Here is a 17,014-nt window from a genome sequence, read left to right as displayed (position 1 = left end):
GCCGCTCACGCCCGAGCGGCCGCGCGGGTCGTGATCGCCGGGGCGGTCGTCACTTCACGCCGGCGGCGTCCATGCCGCGCAGCTCCTTCTTCAGGTCGGACACCTCGTCGCGGATCCGGGCCGCCAGCTCGAACTGCAGCTCGCGTGCGGCGGCCAGCATCTGGTCGTTGAGCTCCTGGATGAGCTGGGCGAGGTCGGCGCGGGCCATCCCCTCCCGAGAGGGGGTGGTGGCGGTGGTCCGACTCCGGCTGCGGGTCTCCTTGACCGGCGCCTTGCCCCGGGAGAGCTGGCGCACCGCGCCCCCGACCCGGGAGTTTTCGGTGTCCTCCGCCTCGCGGTAGATGTCGTCCAGGATGTCGTGGATCTTCTTGCGCAGTGGCTCCGGGCTGATCCCGTGCGCCTCGTTGTGTGCGATCTGCTTGGCCCGGCGCCGATCAGTCTCGTCGATCGCGGCCGCCATCGACGGAGTGATCTTGTCGGCGTACATGTGCACCTGGCCGGAGACGTTACGGGCCGCCCGGCCGATGGTCTGGATCAGTGACCGACCGCTGCGCAGGAAGCCCTCCTTGTCGGCGTCGAGGATCGCCACCAGCGACACCTCGGGCAGGTCCAGACCCTCGCGGAGCAGGTTGATGCCGACCAGCACGTCGTACTCGCCCTTGCGCAGCTCACGCAGCAGCTCCACCCGGCGCAGCGTGTCGACCTCCGAGTGCAGGTAGCGCACCCGGATGCCGTTCTCCAGCAGGTAGTCCGACAGGTCCTCGGCCATCTTCTTGGTCAGCGTGGTGACCAGCACCCGCTCGTCCCGCTCGGTGCGCAGCTTGATCTCGTGCATCAGGTCGTCGATCTGGCCCTTGGTCGGCTTGATCACGACCTCCGGGTCGATCAGCCCGGTGGGGCGGATGACCTGCTCGACGAACTCGCCCTGGGCCTGCTCCAGCTCCCACGGGCCCGGGGTCGCCGAGAGGTAGACCGTCTGGCCGACCCGCTCCAGGAACTCGTCGAAGCGCAGCGGCCGGTTGTCGGCCGCGCTGGGCAGCCGGAAACCGTGGTCGATGAGCATCCGCTTACGCGAGGCGTCGCCCTCGTACATGCTGCCGATCTGCGGGATCGTCACGTGCGACTCGTCGACGACGGTGAGGAAGTCGTCCGGGAAGTAGTCGAGCAGGCAGTGCGGCGGGCTGCCGGGCAGCCGCCCGTCCATGTGCATCGAGTAGTTCTCGATGCCGGAGCAGAAGCCCACCTGCCGCATCATCTCGATGTCGTAGGTGGTGCGCATCCGCAGCCGCTGCGCCTCCAGCAGCTTGCCCTGCCGCTCCAGCTCGGCCAGCCGCTCGGCCAGCTCCACCTCGATGTCGCGGATGGCCCGCTCCATCCGCTCCGGGCCGGCGGCGTAGTGGGTGGCCGGGAAGATCACCAGCTGGTCGACCTCGCGGACCACGTCACCGGTCAACGGGTTGAGGTAGTAGAGCTTCTCCACCTCGTCGCCGAACATCTCGACGCGGACGGCCAGTTCCTCGTACGCCGGAATGATCTCCAGCGTGTCCCCGCGGACCCGGAAGGTGCCACGGTTGAAGGCCATGTCGTTGCGGGTGTACTGGATGTCGACCAGCCGGCGCAGCAGCTTGTCGCGGTCGAGCTCCTGGCCCACCTCGACCCGGACCGCCCGGTCGAGGTACTCCTCCGGGGTGCCGAGGCCGTAGATCGCCGACACGGTCGCCACCACGATCACGTCGCGGCGGGTGAGCAGCGACATCGTCGCCGAGTGCCGCAGCCGCTCGACCTCCTCGTTGATCGAGGAGTCCTTTTCGATGTAGGTGTCGGTCTGGGGGATGTACGCCTCGGGCTGGTAGTAGTCGTAGTACGAGACGAAGTATTCGACCGCGTTGTGCGGCAGCAGCTCGCTGAACTCCTTGGCCAGCTGCGCGCAGAGCGTCTTGTTCGGGGCGAGCACCAGGGTCGGGCGCTGCAGCCGCTCGATCAGCCACGCGGTGGTGGCGCTCTTGCCGGTGCCGGTCGCGCCGAGCAGCACCGTGTTGCGGTCGCCACGCCGAACGCGACGCTCAAGGTCGTCGATGGCGGCGGGCTGGTCGCCGGCCGGCTGGAAATCACTGACCACCTGGAAGCGGCTGTCGAGCCGGGGAATGTCGAGCGCCATGACCTCAACGGTACGCCGGAGGTCCGACAGGAACGGCCGTCACGGCGGGCATGTGATCAGCTTCAATATTCCCATTGTGTGGCACATGTCACCGGCGCTAGGCTCTCGCTGTAGGCCGCTCGCGGCGGCCGACCGGGCCGGTGGCCCAGGCCGTTCATCACGGCCGGCCACCCCCGGCACAGCGGTCGCAGCACCCGGCGTGTCCGGCGTGCGCACCCGTGTGGTCGCGCTCGAGGCGCAGACCGGCCGCCGCGAGCGCCCCTGCTCGTTCCGGTGATGCCACCCACCCCGCTCGTCACCCCGGCGCCGTCCGGCCCGTTTCACATCCGTGGACACCTCTCCGAACCCGACGCGCGACACCGGCGGCAACCGGCCTGCCGGCGCGGCCGACCCAGCTGCCGACACCACCGGCCCGGCCCGAGCCGGCCGCCGTCGCCGGACGGTGCTCCTGCTGCTCGGCCTGACCGCGGTCACGTCCGCGACCGCGCTGGTGATCGGGCTGCTGAGCTGGGCGCCCGACCCGCCCGAGCCGGCCCGGCCGCTGACCGTCGCGGAGGGCGAGCGGCTGGCCGCGATGCGGGTCACCAACCTGCGGGACGTGCGCGCCGGGGTCCGCGTCACGGTCGGCACCGGCGCCGCCCGCACCGAACTCGTGGGCTGGGTGGACTGGTCGCGGCCGTTGCTCTACCTCGACGTGGGTGGGCCGGGCGCGGGCGCCGAGCGGGGCCTGTTGCAGAGCGCCGGCCCGTTGCTGGTGATCCGGCCGGACCCGTCGGCGGTGCCCACTCCCGCCGCGCCGCCACTGGTGCCGCCGGCGGACCGGTGGCGGCTGCACCACCTGACACCCGGCGAGGGCCTGGCACCGGTGCTCGACCTGCTCCTCGGCCTCGCCGCCGACCGCCCGGACCCGGCTCAGGCACTGCGGGACGGCGGTGCCCGGTGGTTGGCCCGGGAAACCGTCGCCGGCGGCCCGGTGGACATCCTCCGGGCGCCGTTGCCGGGCCGCGCACGCGCCAGCGGCGACCCGGCGCCGGGCAGCGCGACGGCCGGCACGCCGAGCGGGAGCGACGCGGACGGGCAGCCCCGCTACTGGCTCGACCAGGACGGTCGGTTGCACAAGCTGGTCGCCCGGCTGCCCGGCGTCGGCCCGGTCACGGTGATCCTCAACCGGGCGGACCGGCCGACACTGCGGCCGGTGGACGCGCTCGGTGGCCGGCCAGGGCTGCCCCGCGCGCTGACCGACGCCGAGCGGGACCGGCTCAGCCGCCTGCCGGCCCGGCTGCGCGCGCAGGGCGGCGCCGCGCTGACACTGACCGCGCCGGTGGGCACGGACACCAACCTGCGGGGCGCCGGCTGGTTGAGCTGGACCGCGCGCACCGCGTACCTGGCGGTGGCCGATCTGGGCGTACCGGACCGCCGGACGCTGCTGCGGCGGGACACCGCCGGCCTGGCCCGGGCGGAGGTGCCGGCCGCGGCCGGCGGCGGTGGCACCGCGGAGACGCCGGGTCGGCCGCCGCTGCCGCCCCCCACCGCGGCGTGGCGGTTCACCCGGTCCGGTACGGACGACCTCAGCCTGCTGGTCGGCGCGGCGATGGCCGCCTCCGGGTCGGCCGGGCAGCGCGGCGCGGCCGTGCGGGTACGCGAGGACGTCGCCGCCGGGCGGACCGTGGACGTCGTCGAGCTGCGCACGGCGGGCGCGCTGCTGCGCTACTGGATCGACCGGAACGGGTCGCTGCGCCGGCTGGAGCTGCGCACCGCCCCCGGCGCGTGGGCACAGCTCGACCTCAACCCCGCCTCGGTGCCCCGGCTGGCTCCGGTGCCCCGCTCGGCGGCCACCACCTGACCCACCGTGACCCTCAGGGCCGCCAGCCGGTCTGCGCGGCCCACTGCTCGGCCCGCAGGTGCTCCTCGTCGAACCACGGGTCGCGGGCCGTACCGGAGCCGCTGACGACCGGCGCCGCATCGACCAAATCCCGCTTGAGCAGCAGGTACGCGGCCCGCTCGCCCGGGTCGGCGCGCAGGTGGTCGCGCATCAGCAACGCGTACCGCCAGCCCGGCGATCCGGCCTCCCGCACGTGCAGGCGCACCGGGCGGGCCGGGTCGGCGCTGCCGTGCAGCCGCTTCTCCCACCGGCCGTTGCCGGCCGGACGCGGATCGTCCCACCACTGCCCCGGCACCCGTGGGAACCCGGCGTTCGCCAACCGGTCGGCCAGCGTCCCGTCGGCGTCGGCGAGGCTGGGCACGGCCACCTGCACGTCCATGACGTCCTCGGCGGCGACGCCGGGCACCGCGGTCGCGCCGACGTGGTCGATCCGCAGGTCGGCCGGGGCGAGCGCGTGCCGGATCCGGGCCGCCAGCCGCGCGTACTGCTCGGGCCACGTCGGGTCGGCCTCGGCCAGGCCGCCCCGGCCCGGCGCGACCACCCGCCGCTCACGCAGGTTGTGCTCGTACGGCAGCAGCCGCTGTTGCCAGAGCGTGTCGACCTCGGCATGCAGCTCCGCGAGGCTTCCGTCGTTGGTCAGCACCACGTCCGCCACCGCGCGGCGACGGACGTCGTCAGCCTGCGCGGCGATCCGCCGCTCGGCCTCCGCACGGTCCATTCCCCGGTCGCGCGCCAGCCGTTCCAGTCGGGTCGGCACGGCCGTCTGCACCACGGCCACCAGGTGGTACGTGGGCGCGAGACCCACCTCGACCAGCAGCGGTACGTCGTTGACGACGATCGCGTCCGGTGCCGCCGCGGCGACCAGCTCGGCGGTGCGGGCTCGGACCCGGGGATGGGTGATCGCCTCCAGTCGGCGGCGGGCGGTCTCGTCGGCGAACACCACCGCGCCCAGTGCGGCGCGGTCCAGTGCCCCGTCGGCGTCCAGCACCCGCCCGGAGAAGGCGGCGATGATCTCGGCCAACCCCTCGGTGCCCGGCGCGACGACCTCCCGGGCCACCCGGTCGGCGTCGATGAGCACCGCGCCCCGCTCGACCAGCCGCGCGGCCACCGCGCTCTTGCCTGACCCGATCCCGCCGGTCAATCCCACCCTCAGCACCGGAACAGTCAACCGGATCGCGAGCCGCGCGCCAAACTGCGCCGCGGCGCTGGTGGTGGCGGCGAGATCGGGCTCGATCCTGGATGTAGTGGTCACCCGGCCCCCGGAGGCCCCTCATTCCAGGTTCGAGCAGGATCTCGCGGGTCAGGGGCGCCGGCGGCGGCGTGCCGACGCGGGCCGGCGCGGGGCCTCGGCGGCCCGGCGGCCTGCCGGGGGTACGGCGAGGGCCCCGCCCCCGACGATCCGAAGATCGCGGGGACGGGGCCCTTCGTCGTTCAGCGGGTCACTTACCGCCGGCGAGCTTCTCCCGCAGAGCGGCGAGCGCCTCGTCGGTGGCCAGGGTGCCGGCCGGCTCCTCGGCCTGCCGGCTCGGGGCCGGGCTGGTCGAGGAGGTGGTGCCGCCGCCCGCGGCCGGGACGGCCGGAGTCGGGTTGGCAGCGGCCTCGGCGTCGGCGGCCCGGGAGGTCTGCACCTGCTTGGTGTGGGCCTCCCAGCGCAGACGGGCCTCGGCGTACTGGTTCTCCCAGGTCTCGCGCTGCTTGTCGTACCCCTCGAGCCACTCGCCCGTCTCCGGGTCGAAGCCCTCCGGGTAGATGTAGTTGCCCTCGGCGTCGTACGTCGCGGCCATGCCGTAGAGGGTCGGGTCGAAGTGCTCCTCGCCCTCGACGAAGCCCTCGTTGGCCTGCTTGAGCGACAGCGAGATCCGGCGGCGCTCCAGGTCGATGTCGATGACCTTGACCATGACCTCGGAGCCGACCTGCACGACCTGCTCCGGGATCTCCACGTGGCGCTCGGCCAGCTCGGAGATGTGGACCAGGCCCTCGATGCCGTCGTCAACCCGGACGAACGCACCGAACGGCACCAGCTTGGTGACCTTACCCGGCACGATCTGCTGGATCGCGTGGGTGCGGGCGAACTGCCGCCACGGGTCCTCCTGCGTCGCCTTCAGCGACAGCGAGACCCGCTCGCGGTCCAGGTCGACGTCCAGGACCTCGACCTCGACCTCCTGGCCCACCTCGACGACCTCGGACGGGTGGTCGATGTGCTTCCAGGACAGCTCGGAGACGTGCACCAGACCGTCGACGCCGCCGAGGTCCACGAACGCGCCGAAGTTGACGATCGAGGACACGACGCCCTTGCGGACCTGGCCCTTCTGCAGCTTGTTGAGGAACTCGGTGCGCACCTCGGACTGCGTCTGCTCCAGCCAGGCCCGACGGGACAGAACCACGTTGTTGCGGTTCTTGTCCAGCTCGATGATCTTGGCCTCGAGCTCCCGCCCGACGTACGGCTGCAGGTCGCGCACGCGCCGCATCTCGACCAGGGACGCGGGCAGGAAGCCGCGCAGCCCGATGTCGAGGATGAGGCCACCCTTGACCACCTCGATGACCGAGCCGCGGACGACACCGTCCTCGTCCTTGATCTTCTCGATCGTGCCCCAGGCCCGCTCGTACTGCGCCCGCTTCTTGGAGAGGATCAGACGACCCTCCTTGTCCTCCTTCTGGAGGACCAGGGCCTCGATGTGGTCACCAACCGTCACAACCTCGGCGGGGTCCACGTCGTGCTTGATCGACAACTCCCGAGAGGGGATGACACCCTCGGTCTTGTAGCCGATGTCGAGCAGGACCTCGTCCCGATCGACCTTGACGACGGTGCCTTCGACAATGTCGCCGTCGTTGAAGTACTTGATGGTCTCGTCGATCGCGGCGAGGAAAGCCTCCTCGGAACCGAGATCGTCGTGGGTGACCCGGGTGGCGCTCGAGGGGGCCTCGATGCTGCTCGTCATGTGGGCGGTTGCTCCGGTCGGTGGGTTGTCACAGCAGGCTGGTGTCGCGGTGACCTGTTCGCGCCAGCGGATCCGTCGCCGGGCACACCGAACGATCGCCTAGTGAGATCATGATGTGGCTCCGTCGACCGCGCACCTGCTCCCTGCCGAGGCAACGCGATCCGCGAGCGCATCGTCTAGCCTACCGTGCGCATTACCACAGCGTGCAAGCCCTCCCGGCTTCTCGCCGTGCGATGACCTGCGAAAGCCGAACAATCGCCCGGAAACCGCCCCTGCTGTCTCGTGGGTCACACCAGCCCCGAAGGCACCACCCGACGGGTGTCCGGCCGGCGACGCGACCGTGCCGGCGGGTCGGCCGGCCCAAAGCCCTCGACAGCCGCGCCGGGGCCTAGCGTGAGCGGGTGGATGACGACAGCCGGGTGACCCGGCGCCGGGTGGGTGACGCCGAGGCCCGGCGGGCCAACCGCGGCTGGTGGGACACCGACGCCGACGACTACCAGGCCGAGCACGGCGCGTTCCTCGGCGACGTGGACTTCGTCTGGTGCCCGGAGGGGCTCCGCGAGGCCGACGCCCGACTGCTCGGTGACCTGCCCGGGCGGCGGGTGCTGGAGGTGGGCTGCGGCGCCGCGGCCGCCGCCCGCTGGCTGGCCACCCAGGGCGCCCGGCCGGTCGCCTTCGACCTGTCCGCCGGCATGCTGCGGCACGCCGCGCAAGCCGCCGACCGCACCGGGGTACGCGTACCGCTGGTACAGGCCGACGCGCTCGCCCTGCCGTTCGCCGACCGGTCGTTCGACCTCGCCTGCACCGCGTTCGGCGCGATCCCGTTCGTGGACGACTCGGCGGCCCTGCTCGCCGAGGTGCACCGGGTGCTGCGCCCCGGCGGCCGGTGGGTCTTCTCGGTGACCCACCCGATGCGTTGGATCTTCCTCGACGACCCGGGCGAGGGCGGGCTGACCGCCGTGCACTCGTACTTCGACCGCTCCCCCTACGTGGAGCAGGACGAATCCGGCGTGGCCACCTACGTCGAGCAGCACCGGACCCTTGGCGACCGGATCCGCGAGCTGGTGGGGGCCGGGTTCCGGCTGCTGGACCTGGTGGAGCCCGAGTGGCCGGCGGGGCACGAGGGCATCTGGGGGCAGTGGAGCCCGTTGCGCGGACGGCTCTTCCCCGGCACCGCCATCTTCGTCACCGAGAAGCCCGCCGACTGAGCGCGTCGCAACCGCGGTGCGGCCCGCGCCACATCGATCGCCGGCAGGCTCGCCCCATGAGCGCACCTGGCCGTACCGGATCGGCGACCGGGTGGGGCCCGGCGGGGAGCGGCAGTACGAACTCGTCACCGACAGCGCAAACGTGATCGAGTTGACCGAGCCGTTCGAGATCAAACTGCCGATCGCCGAGATCACGCCGTAGTCCGCCGGGCCGGCCGGTCGTTTCGCCCCGGCGGTGCCGGGTAGCCGGAACGTATGGCCGAGCAGAGCGATTTCCGTGAAGGCGACCACGTCTCCTGGGCCAGTCACAGCGGCCGGGCGTACGGCGTGATCAAGGAGAAGCTGGTTGATCGGACGCACGTACGCGGGCACGCCGTGAACGCGACCGAGGACGAGCCGCAGTACCGCATCCGCAACGACGACTCGGGCCGGGACGTGGCCCACCGCCCGGAGGTGCTGCGTCATGAGCGGAGGTGAGGACGGCCGGGACACCTACCGGGAGTTCACCGAGGCGGTGAACATGAAGCCCGGCGAGCTGTCGTCCTGGCTGGAGAGCGACGAGTCGAAGCAGGTCGGCTGGCACAAGGGCGGTAGCTCCGGCGGCGGCGAGTCGGTCGGGCACGAGTCCGGTCGGAAGATCATCGACCTGTTGCGCCGCAAGCGCGGCGACCTGTCGGAGGGCGACTACAAGCACATGCGCAAGGTGGTCGGCTACGTCCGCCGGCACATGGCGCAACGCCCCTCCGGCAACGTCCGCGACACGAAATGGCGCTGGTCCCTCATGAACTGGGGCCACGACCCCCTCAAGGGTCCACTTCCGCCCCCGGGCGGCCCGTCCCGGCGGGCCCTCGAGCGGCACGGCGCACCGCCGAAGGACCGCCGGGGACCCGGACGCTGACCCCGCCACTCCGATCACAGCGCCGACCAGCGCCGACCACAGAAGCGTCAGTGGTCGGCGCTGTTCCAGTCCCGGCCCTCGCCGACCGACACCTCCAGCGGCACCGACAGCGGGTACGCCCCACCCATCTCCCGCCGGACCAGCGCCTCCAACGCCTCGCGCTCACCCGGCGCGACCTCGAAGACCAACTCGTCGTGCACCTGCAACAGCATCCGGGAACGCAGCCCGGCCTCGCCCAGCGCGGTGTCGACGTGCAGCATCGCCAGCTTGATGATGTCGGCCGCCGAGCCCTGGATCGGGGCGTTGAGCGCCATCCGCTCGGCGATGTCGCGGCGCTGCCGGTTGTCACTGCCCAGATCCGGCAGGTAACGACGGCGGCCCAGGATGGTCGAGGTGTAGCCGTCCTGACGGGCCCGGGCGACCACCTGGTGCAGGTAGTCACGCACCCCGCCGAAACCGGCGAAGTAGTTTTCCATCAGCCCGCGTGCCTCTTCGGTGCCGATGCTGAGCTGCTGGGACAGCCCGAACGCGCTCAGCCCGTACGCCAGGCCGTAGTTCATCGCCTTGATCTTGCGGCGCTGGTCCGGGGTGACCTCGTCGACCGGCACTCCGAAGACCGACGACGCGGTGACCGCGTGGAAGTCGGCGCCGGAGTTGAACGCCTCGATCAGCGCGTCGTCCGAGGACAGGTGCGCCATGATGCGCATCTCGATCTGGCTGTAGTCGGCGGTCAGCAGGCACTCGTAGCCCTCGCCCACCACGAACGCCCGGCGGATCCGCCGGCCCTCCTCGGTGCGGATCGGGATGTTCTGCAGGTTGGGCTCGGTGGAGGAGAGCCGGCCGGTGGCCGCCACCGTCTGGTTGAAGGTGGTGTGGATCCGGCCGTCGTCGGAGACCGACTTGAGCAGACCGTCGACGGTCGACTTGAGCTTGGCCACGTCCCGGTGGCGCAGCAGGTGGGCCAGCACCGGGTGCGGATTCTGCGCGTAGAGCCACTGCAGAGCGTCCGCGTCGGTGGTGTAACCGGTCTTGATCTTCTTGGTCTTGGGCAGGCCCAGCTCGGTGAAGAGGATCTCCTGCAACTGTTTGGGCGAGCCGAGGTTGAACTCCCGGCCCACCGCCTCGTACGCGCCCTGCGCGGCGGCCTTCACCTCGGCGGCGAAGTGCGCCTCCAGCTCGGACAGGTAGTGCGTGTCGGCGGCGATGCCGGTGCTCTCCATGGCGGCCAGCACACGCATCAGCGGCAGCTCCACCCCGGCCATCAGCCGGGCGGACTGCTCACCGTCGCGGGACAGCTCGGCGTCGATCGCGTCGGCCAGGTCGAGGGTGGCCCGGGCCTGGAGCATGAGGTTCTGCTCGGCCGCGCCCTCGTCGCCCAGCCCGTCGAGGGTGAGCTGGCCGGTCTCCGGCACGTCCACCCGCAGCTCGCGGTGCAGGTAGCGCAGCGCCAGGTCGCTGAGGTCGTAGGACCGCTGGTCGGGGCGGGCCAGGTACGCGGCGATCTGGGTGTCCCGGACGATGCCGGCCAGCTCCCAGCCGTGTGCGCCACAGGCCAGCACGGCCGGCTTGCTGTCGTGCAGCACCTTGGGCCGCTGCGCGTCGGCCAGCCAGGCCGCCAGTGCACCCTCGTCGGCCGGGTCGAGCCCCGCCGGGTCGACCCAGGCCGCGGCGCCACCGGCGGTGGCCAGCGCCAGGCCGGCGGTGGAGGCGGTGTGCCGGCGGTTGGGGCCGGTGTCGAGCTTGACCGCCATCCCGACCGGGGTGCCGGCCGGGGCGTGCGCGGCCAGCCAGCCGGCCAGCGCGCCGGGCGCGGTGAGCACCTCGCCGGTGAGGTCGAAGCCGGACTCGGCCTCCGGCTCGACCGCCTCCAGGTACTGGTAGAGCCGATCGCGCAGGATGCGGAACTCCAGGGTGTCGAAGACCTGGTGCACCGCCTCCCGGTCCCAGCCGGCCCACCGGGTGTCCTCCGGGCGCAGCGGCAGCTCCAGGTCGGAGACCAGGCAGTTGATCTCGTAGTTGCGGATCACGTCGGCGAGCCGCTCGCGCAGGCTGTCGCCGGCCTTGCCCTTGATCTCGTCCGCGCGGGCGATCACGCCCTCCACCCCGCCGTACGTGGTGATCCACTTGGCGGCGGTCTTCGGGCCGACGCCCGGAACGCCGGGCAGGTTGTCGCTGGTCTCGCCGACCAGCGCGGCCAGGTCGCGGTAGCGCTCCGGACCGACGCCGTACTTCGCCTCGATCGCCGCCGGGTCCATCCGGGCCAGGTCGGAGACGCCCTTGCGCGGGTAGAGCACCGTGACCTGGTCGCCGACCAGCTGGAAGGCGTCCCGGTCGCCGGTGCTGATCAGCACCGTCATGCCCTGGTCGCGGGCCTGGCAGGCGAGCGTGGCGATGACGTCGTCGGCCTCGTAGCCCTCCATCTCCACCACCGGGACCTGGAGCGCGGCCAGGACCTCCTTGACCAGGCTGACCTGGCCCTTGAAGTCGGTCGGGGTCTCGCTGCGGCCGGCCTTGTACTCCGCGTACTTGTCGGTGCGGAAGGAGCGGCGGGAGACGTCGAAGGCGACGACGATGTGGGTGGGCTGCTCGTCACGCAGCACGTTGATCAGCATCGAGGTGAAGCCGTAGACCGCGTTGGTGGGCTGGCCCGTCGTGGTGGAGAAGTTTTCCACCGGCAGGGCGAAGAACGCCCGGTATGCCAGGGAGTGTCCGTCGACGAGGAGCAGGCGCGGCGTCGTAGCTGTCACGGCAGCGACTCTAGTCCGTCGCACCGACATCCCCGGGTGGCGGCACCGCGCGTCCGACGGCGGAACGGGCATCGCGCCCGAAAGCCGGCGGCCGGGCACCCCCGCGTGGGGATGCCGGGCCGCCGCTCGGATGGCTCAGGCCACGCCGAGGTACGCCTCCTTGACCGACGGATCGTGCAGCAGGTCCTGACCGGACCCCTCCTTCACGATCTGACCGGTCTCCAGCACGTACCCGCGGTGCGCCCGCGAGAGCGCCTGCTGGGCGTTCTGCTCCACCAGCAGGATCGTGGTGCCCTGCTGGTTGATCTCCGTGATGATGTCGAAGATCTGCCGGATCACCAACGGCGCCAGACCCATCGACGGCTCGTCGAGCAACAGCAGCTTCGGCCGGCTCATCAGCGCCCGGCCGACCGCGAGCATCTGCTGCTCGCCACCGGAGAGCGTGCCGCCGGCCTGCTTGCGCCGCTCGGCCAGCCGCGGGAAGAGGGTCAGCACCCGGTCCAGGTCGGCGGCGATGCCGGCGGAGTCCCGCCGGGTGTACGCCCCCATGTCCAGGTTCTCCATCACCGTCATACCCGGGAAGATCTGCCGCCCCTCCGGCGACTGACACAGCCCCCGGACCACCCTCAGGTCGGCCCGGAGCTTGCTGATGTCCTCACCGTTGAACGTGATCTTTCCGCTGGCGAGCGACCGGGTCCCGGAGATGGCCCGCATGGTGGTGGTCTTACCGGCGCCGTTCGCGCCGATCAGGGCCACCACCTCACCCTCGTTCACGGTGAGGCTGATGCCGTGCAGCGCCTCGATCCGGCCGTACGCGACGGCGACATTCTCGAGCTCAAGCAGCGTCATCGGCGGGCTCCCCCAGGTACGCGGCGATCACCTTCGGATCGCGGCTGACCTCCGCGGGCGCACCCTCGGCGATCTTGCGGCCGAACTCCAGCACCACGATCCGGTCGGTGACCCCCATGACCAGCCGCATGTCGTGCTCGATGAGCAGGACGGTCAGGCCCATGTCACGGATCTTGCGAATCAGGGTGAGGAGCTCCTCCTTCTCCGCCGGGTTGAAGCCGGCGGCCGGCTCGTCCAGGCAGATCAGCTTCGGCTCGGTGGCCAGCGCCCGGGCGATCTCCAAGCGGCGCTGGTAGCCGTACGGCAGGTTGCGCGCCTCGTCGTTGGCCCGGTCGGCGATCCCGACGAAGCGCAGCAACTCGAGCGCCTTGGCCTCGGCGGCCCGCTCCTCCAGGACGTACCGGGACAGCCCGAACGCCTTGGCGCAGGACCGTCGGATCTCCTGCCACGTGCGGGCGAGCCCGGCCGGTGCCGTGACCTGCGGCAACTCGTGCGGCTTGGCCTTCAACCGGGGAATCCGGAACAGCGCACCCGGCACGCTCGTCTTGTGCCGGGAGTCCGTGCCGACCATGACGTTCTCCATCGCCGTCATCTCCGGGAAGAGACGGATGTTCTGGAACGTCCGGGAGATGCCGAGCTGGCTGATCTGGTGCGGCTTGCGACCGGTCACCTTCTGCCCGCGGAACCGGACCGCCCCGGAGGTCGGCTTGTACACCCCGGTCATCACGTTGAAGCTGGTGGTCTTACCGGCGCCGTTCGGGCCGATCAGACCGAGGATCTCGCCCTCGTAGATCTGGAAATTGATCTTGTCGAGGGCGACCACACCGCCGAAGCGGAGCGTGACGTCGTCGACCTCGAGCAGCACCGAGCGCGGGCCCGGCTGGGTCGGGATCTTCGGCGTCGCCGTGCTGGTGGTCTGGTCAGACATGAGCGGGCGCCTCCTCTGCCTCAGCCGCGCGGTCCTTCAACTCGCGGGCACGCCGCCGGCTGGGGATCAGGCCCTGCGGACGCAGGATCATCACCAGCACCATGGCCAGACCGAACACCAGCCACCGGTAGTCGGCGAAATCGCGGAACCGCTCCGGCAGGTACGCGAGCAGCACCGCGCCGAGCGAGACGCCGATCATGTTGCCGGAGCCGCCGACCACGACCATCGCCACGAAGAGGATGGAGAGGTTCGCGTTGAACTGGGTCGGGTCGATGAACGCGTTCCGGCTGCCGAACAGGAAGCCCGACAGGCCGCCGAGCGCCGCACCGATGGCGAACGCCCAGAGCTTGAACTTGAACGGGTACACACCCATCACCGCGGCGGCGTCCTCGTCCTCGCGGACCGCCAGCCACGCCCGGCCGACCCGGCTGCGCTCCAGCCTGCGGACCAGGAACACCATGATCAGCACGAAGGTGATCGCCAACCAGTACCAGGGCTTCGCGTCGATCAGGCCGAAGTACTTGTTGTCCGCTGCCGGCGCACCCTCCGGACCGGGAATGGCCGAGATGCCCACCGGGCCGTTGGTCAGCCCGGTGGCGTTGCGGGCCACGATCCGGATGATCTCGCCGAAGCCCAGCGTCACGATGGCCAGGTAGTCACCGCGCAGCCGCAGCGTCGGCCAGCCCAGCAGCACCCCGGAGATCATCGTCAGCACGATCGCGATGAACAGGCAGATCGCCCACGTCACCGCCCACGTCGGCGGCAGGTTGAACTCCTGCTGGATCCACTTCACCACCGGCGAATTCACCGAACCGAACAGCGCCACGCTGTACGCCCCGATGGCGAAGAAGCCGATGTAGCCCAGGTCGAGCAGGCCGGCGAGGCCGACCACCACGTTCAGGCCGATCGCGACCAGCACGTAGATAGCGCAGACGAAGAGCACACCCGCCCAGTTGTTACCGCCCTCGATCGAGTCGGTACGCAACCAGGTCAGGCCCGGAATGCCGAGCAGCGGAAGGTAGTAGAGGATCGCCACGAAGGCGGCCAGCCCGAGGGCCTGCTGCCACTTCGTCAGCGCCCGCCAGCGGTCGCCGACCGTGGTCAGCATGCTCACCCGGCGGCGATCAGCGGAGCGAATCTTGTCGATCATGCGCGGGCCCTCCCGAGCGACTCGCCCAACAGACCGGTCGGCCGGAACATCAGCACCACGATCAGCACCACGAAGGCGATGACGTCCTCCCAGTTGGATGCGAAGAGCGTGGCGCCGTACACCTCGACGATGCCGAGGAAGAGGCCACCCAGCAGCGCGCCGCGCAGGTTACCGATGCCGCCCAGGACCGCGGCGGTGAACGCCTTGAGGCCGAGCACGAAGCCGATGCTGTTCTGGGTGAAGCCGAACCGCATGCTCCACAACAGCGCGGCGGCGCCGGCCATGATGCCACCGAGCACGAAGATCAGCATGATCACGCGCTCCTGGTTGACGCCCATCAGCGCGGCGGTCTCCGGGTTCTGGGCCACCGCCCGCACACCCCGGCCATACCGGGTGCGGTTGATGAACCAGTCCAGCAACGCCATCATCGCCACAGCCGCGACGAAGACGATCAGCTGGATGTTCGTGATCGCCGTGTTGCCGATGGTGAACAGGGTCTCCTGCTGGATGATCGTCGGCATACCGACGATCTGCCGGGGCCGGCCGAACGCCTCCGGCAACACGCCACCGAGCAGCTTGGGCAGCACCTGACCGAAGAGCTCGACGAAGACCAGCGACAGACCGATCGCGGTGATCAGGAAGATCAGCGGCGGCGCGTTCTTACGCCGCAACGGCCGGTACGCGATTCGCTCGAGAGCCAGAGCCGTACCGCCCGAGGCGGCCGCCGCGACGAGCAGACCGAGCACCAGGAACAGGATCGCCTGGCCGACAGGCGGGTTATTTTCCACCCCGAGCTGGTTCCAGAGGATCAGCACCGCGAAGGTACCGACCATGAAAACCTCGGAGTGCGCAAAGTTGATAAGGCGAAGGACGCCGTAGACGAGGGTGTAGCCAAGGGCGATCAGGGCGTAGATGGCGCCCTTGGACAGGCCGTCGACCGTGTGCTGGCCGAGATGGCCGATCAGTTCATCGAAATGCACCGGGGGTCTCCTTGAATCGAGTACGGCCGGGGTGAAACACCCCGGCCGCACTCCATTGCGTGGGGCGTCAGCTGAGCTTGAGCTCCTGCAGCGCTTCGATAGCCGTGCCCTTGATCTGGTAGGCCCAGATGACGACCTTCGTCGGGTCGACGTCACCCTTGGCATCGAACTTGATGTACTTCGACACACCCTGCTTGTCGTACGCCTTCACGTACGCCAGGATGTCGGCCCGGCTCTTCTTGCCGTCCTTGAAGGCGTCCAGGTAGATCTTCGCGCCGTCGAAGCCCTCGGCGCCGTAGGAGCCCGGCGGGATGCCGTACTCCTTCTGGTAGTCGGCGGAGAAGGTGCCGCCCGCCTTGTCAGCCGGGAGGCAGGGGCAGGTGATGATCGCGCCCTCGGCACCGCCGGAGGCACCCGACGGGAAGGCCGTGTCGTAGAGACCGTCCGGACCGACGAACTTGGCCTGGACACCGGCGGCACGCATCTGCTTCACCAGCGGAGCGGCCTCACGAGTGTAACCGCCGTAGAAGACGAAGTCCGCCTGCGCAGACTTGATCTTGGAGATGGTGGCGTCGAACTGCGCCTGCCGCTCCTGGATCTTGTCCTTGTTGACCACCAGCGGGCCGAGCTGCTTGCCCAGCTCCTCGGTGATACCCGCGCCGTACGCGCTGGCGTCATCGACCATGAAGACCTTCTTGGCGTTCTGGGTCTTCAGGTAGCTCGCCACCGCGCCGGCCTGCGTGCCGTCGTTGCCGACCACCCGGTAGAAGGACGTGTTGCCCTTCTGGGTCAGGTCGGTGCGGGTCGCCGACGGGCTGACCATCGCCAGGCCGGCGGCCTGGTAGATCGGCATCGTGGCGTCCGACTCACCGGAGAAGTGACCACCGATGACACCGAGGAACGAGTTGTCACCCGCGATCTGGTTCGCGAACGGGGTCGCCACCGCAGGGTCACCCTGGGTGTCGAACTCCTGCATGGTGACCTTGCAGTTCGGGTTCGCCTCGTTGAACTGCTTCACGGCGAGCTTCGCGCCGTTCAGCGACGGGATCACCAGACCCGCGTTGTCACCCGTGAACGCGCCGAAGATCGCGATCTTGCCACCGCAGTCACCGGACGCGGTCCCATCATCGCCGCCACCGGAATCCTGGCAACCAGCCGCGACCACCAGGGTCGCGGCGAGCGCAACGGTACCCAGCGCCCGTACATAGCTTCGCCTCACGGCTTCCTGACCTCCTCCAGATGCGGACGCGACTGACCCGAAGCGACGGCGACAGC

Annotated in this window: 13 protein-coding genes; 4 read left to right on the top strand and 9 right to left on the bottom strand. The window is 70.6% G+C overall.

The features are described 5' to 3' along the window. Window positions 1-49: 49 nt before the first annotated feature. Window positions 50-2,158 (bottom strand): excinuclease ABC subunit UvrB, encoded by a 2,109-nt coding sequence (uvrB, locus tag KBX63_RS15345; protein WP_210911808.1) that lies wholly within the window; start codon window positions 2,156-2,158, stop codon window positions 50-52. A 328-nt stretch (window positions 2,159-2,486) separates the two neighbouring features. Between uvrB and KBX63_RS15340 the strand changes: the two genes are divergently transcribed. Continuing rightward, window positions 2,487-4,001, top strand: coding sequence for a hypothetical protein (locus KBX63_RS15340; protein ID WP_210911806.1), 1,515 nt, complete (start codon window positions 2,487-2,489; stop codon window positions 3,999-4,001). Between the two features lie 13 nt (window positions 4,002-4,014). Here the strand turns inward: KBX63_RS15340 and coaE are convergent, their stop codons facing one another. Together coaE and rpsA are read right to left on the bottom strand one after the other, a co-directional pair. Continuing rightward, window positions 4,015-5,196, bottom strand: coding sequence for a dephospho-CoA kinase (gene coaE / locus KBX63_RS15335; RefSeq protein ID WP_210911918.1), 1,182 nt, complete (start codon window positions 5,194-5,196; stop codon window positions 4,015-4,017). Between the two features lie 283 nt (window positions 5,197-5,479). After that, entirely contained in the window at window positions 5,480-6,979 is a 1,500-nt protein-coding gene (gene rpsA, locus KBX63_RS15330) for a 30S ribosomal protein S1 (protein ID WP_074312855.1), read from the bottom strand. A 401-nt stretch (window positions 6,980-7,380) separates the two neighbouring features. On the opposite strand from rpsA, the gene KBX63_RS15325 reads away from it, so the two are divergent. The 3 genes from KBX63_RS15325 to KBX63_RS15310 all read left to right on the top strand — a co-directional run bounded on the left by KBX63_RS15325 (window position 7,381) and on the right by KBX63_RS15310 (window position 9,085). Further along, window positions 7,381-8,187 carry a class I SAM-dependent methyltransferase gene (locus KBX63_RS15325; protein WP_210911804.1) on the top strand — a complete coding sequence of 269 codons (807 nt, stop codon included), beginning with the start codon at window positions 7,381-7,383 and terminating at the stop codon, window positions 8,185-8,187. 255 nt (window positions 8,188-8,442) lie between these two features. After that, window positions 8,443-8,664 carry a DUF2945 domain-containing protein gene (locus tag KBX63_RS15315; protein WP_210911802.1) on the top strand — a complete coding sequence of 74 codons (222 nt, stop codon included), beginning with the start codon at window positions 8,443-8,445 and terminating at the stop codon, window positions 8,662-8,664. After that, complete coding sequence (locus KBX63_RS15310) at window positions 8,651-9,085, top strand: DUF3140 domain-containing protein (RefSeq protein ID WP_210911800.1); 435 nt, start codon at window positions 8,651-8,653, stop codon at window positions 9,083-9,085. Before KBX63_RS15315 ends, KBX63_RS15310 begins: the two co-directional genes overlap by 14 nt. Window positions 9,086-9,132: 47 nt before the next feature. Here KBX63_RS15310 and polA read toward each other — a convergent pair whose 3' ends face one another. From polA to KBX63_RS15280, 6 genes are all read right to left on the bottom strand, one after another. Continuing rightward, window positions 9,133-11,832, bottom strand: coding sequence for a DNA polymerase I (polA, locus tag KBX63_RS15305; RefSeq protein ID WP_210911798.1), 2,700 nt, complete (start codon window positions 11,830-11,832; stop codon window positions 9,133-9,135). Window positions 11,833-11,967: 135 nt separating this feature from the next. Then, complete coding sequence (locus KBX63_RS15300) at window positions 11,968-12,681, bottom strand: ABC transporter ATP-binding protein (RefSeq protein ID WP_210911796.1); 714 nt, start codon at window positions 12,679-12,681, stop codon at window positions 11,968-11,970. Next, complete coding sequence (locus KBX63_RS15295) at window positions 12,668-13,609, bottom strand: ABC transporter ATP-binding protein (RefSeq protein ID WP_247662375.1); 942 nt, start codon at window positions 13,607-13,609, stop codon at window positions 12,668-12,670. The genes KBX63_RS15300 and KBX63_RS15295 overlap by 14 nt, the downstream gene beginning before the upstream one ends. Next, the gene (locus tag KBX63_RS15290) at window positions 13,602-14,759 is read right to left on the bottom strand and encodes a branched-chain amino acid ABC transporter permease (protein ID WP_210911793.1); all 1,158 of its coding nucleotides are present in this window, start codon (window positions 14,757-14,759) and stop codon (window positions 13,602-13,604) included. The genes KBX63_RS15295 and KBX63_RS15290 overlap by 8 nt, the downstream gene beginning before the upstream one ends. Then, a complete protein-coding gene (locus KBX63_RS15285; RefSeq protein ID WP_121655951.1) occupies window positions 14,756-15,739 on the bottom strand; it encodes a branched-chain amino acid ABC transporter permease in 984 nt (327 codons plus the stop codon). Before KBX63_RS15285 ends, KBX63_RS15290 begins: the two co-directional genes overlap by 4 nt. A 67-nt stretch (window positions 15,740-15,806) precedes the next feature. Next, entirely contained in the window at window positions 15,807-16,958 is a 1,152-nt protein-coding gene (locus tag KBX63_RS15280) for a branched-chain amino acid ABC transporter substrate-binding protein (protein ID WP_210911791.1), read from the bottom strand. Window positions 16,959-17,014: the final 56 nt, after the last annotated feature.

The sequence above is a fragment of the Micromonospora sp. U21 genome (assembly GCF_018070045.1).
Taxonomy (GTDB): Bacteria; Actinomycetota; Actinomycetes; order Mycobacteriales; family Micromonosporaceae; genus Micromonospora.
This window is presented reverse-complemented; position numbering and strand designations above follow the sequence as displayed.

Excerpts from the sequence above, each read along its gene's own strand:
- rpsA (WP_074312855.1), bottom strand. The coding sequence starts at position 6,979 with ATGACGAGCAGCATCGAGGCCCCCTCGAGCGCCACCCGGGTCACCCAC.
- KBX63_RS15300 (WP_210911796.1), bottom strand. The coding sequence starts at position 12,681 with ATGACGCTGCTTGAGCTCGAGAATGTCGCCGTCGCGTACGGCCGGATC.
- KBX63_RS15295 (WP_247662375.1), bottom strand. The coding sequence starts at position 13,609 with ATGTCTGACCAGACCACCAGCACGGCGACGCCGAAGATCCCGACCCAG.
- KBX63_RS15310 (WP_210911800.1), top strand. The coding sequence starts at position 8,651 with ATGAGCGGAGGTGAGGACGGCCGGGACACCTACCGGGAGTTCACCGAG.
- KBX63_RS15290 (WP_210911793.1), bottom strand. The coding sequence starts at position 14,759 with ATGATCGACAAGATTCGCTCCGCTGATCGCCGCCGGGTGAGCATGCTG.
- KBX63_RS15315 (WP_210911802.1), top strand. The coding sequence starts at position 8,443 with ATGGCCGAGCAGAGCGATTTCCGTGAAGGCGACCACGTCTCCTGGGCC.
- uvrB (WP_210911808.1), bottom strand. The coding sequence starts at position 2,158 with ATGGCGCTCGACATTCCCCGGCTCGACAGCCGCTTCCAGGTGGTCAGT.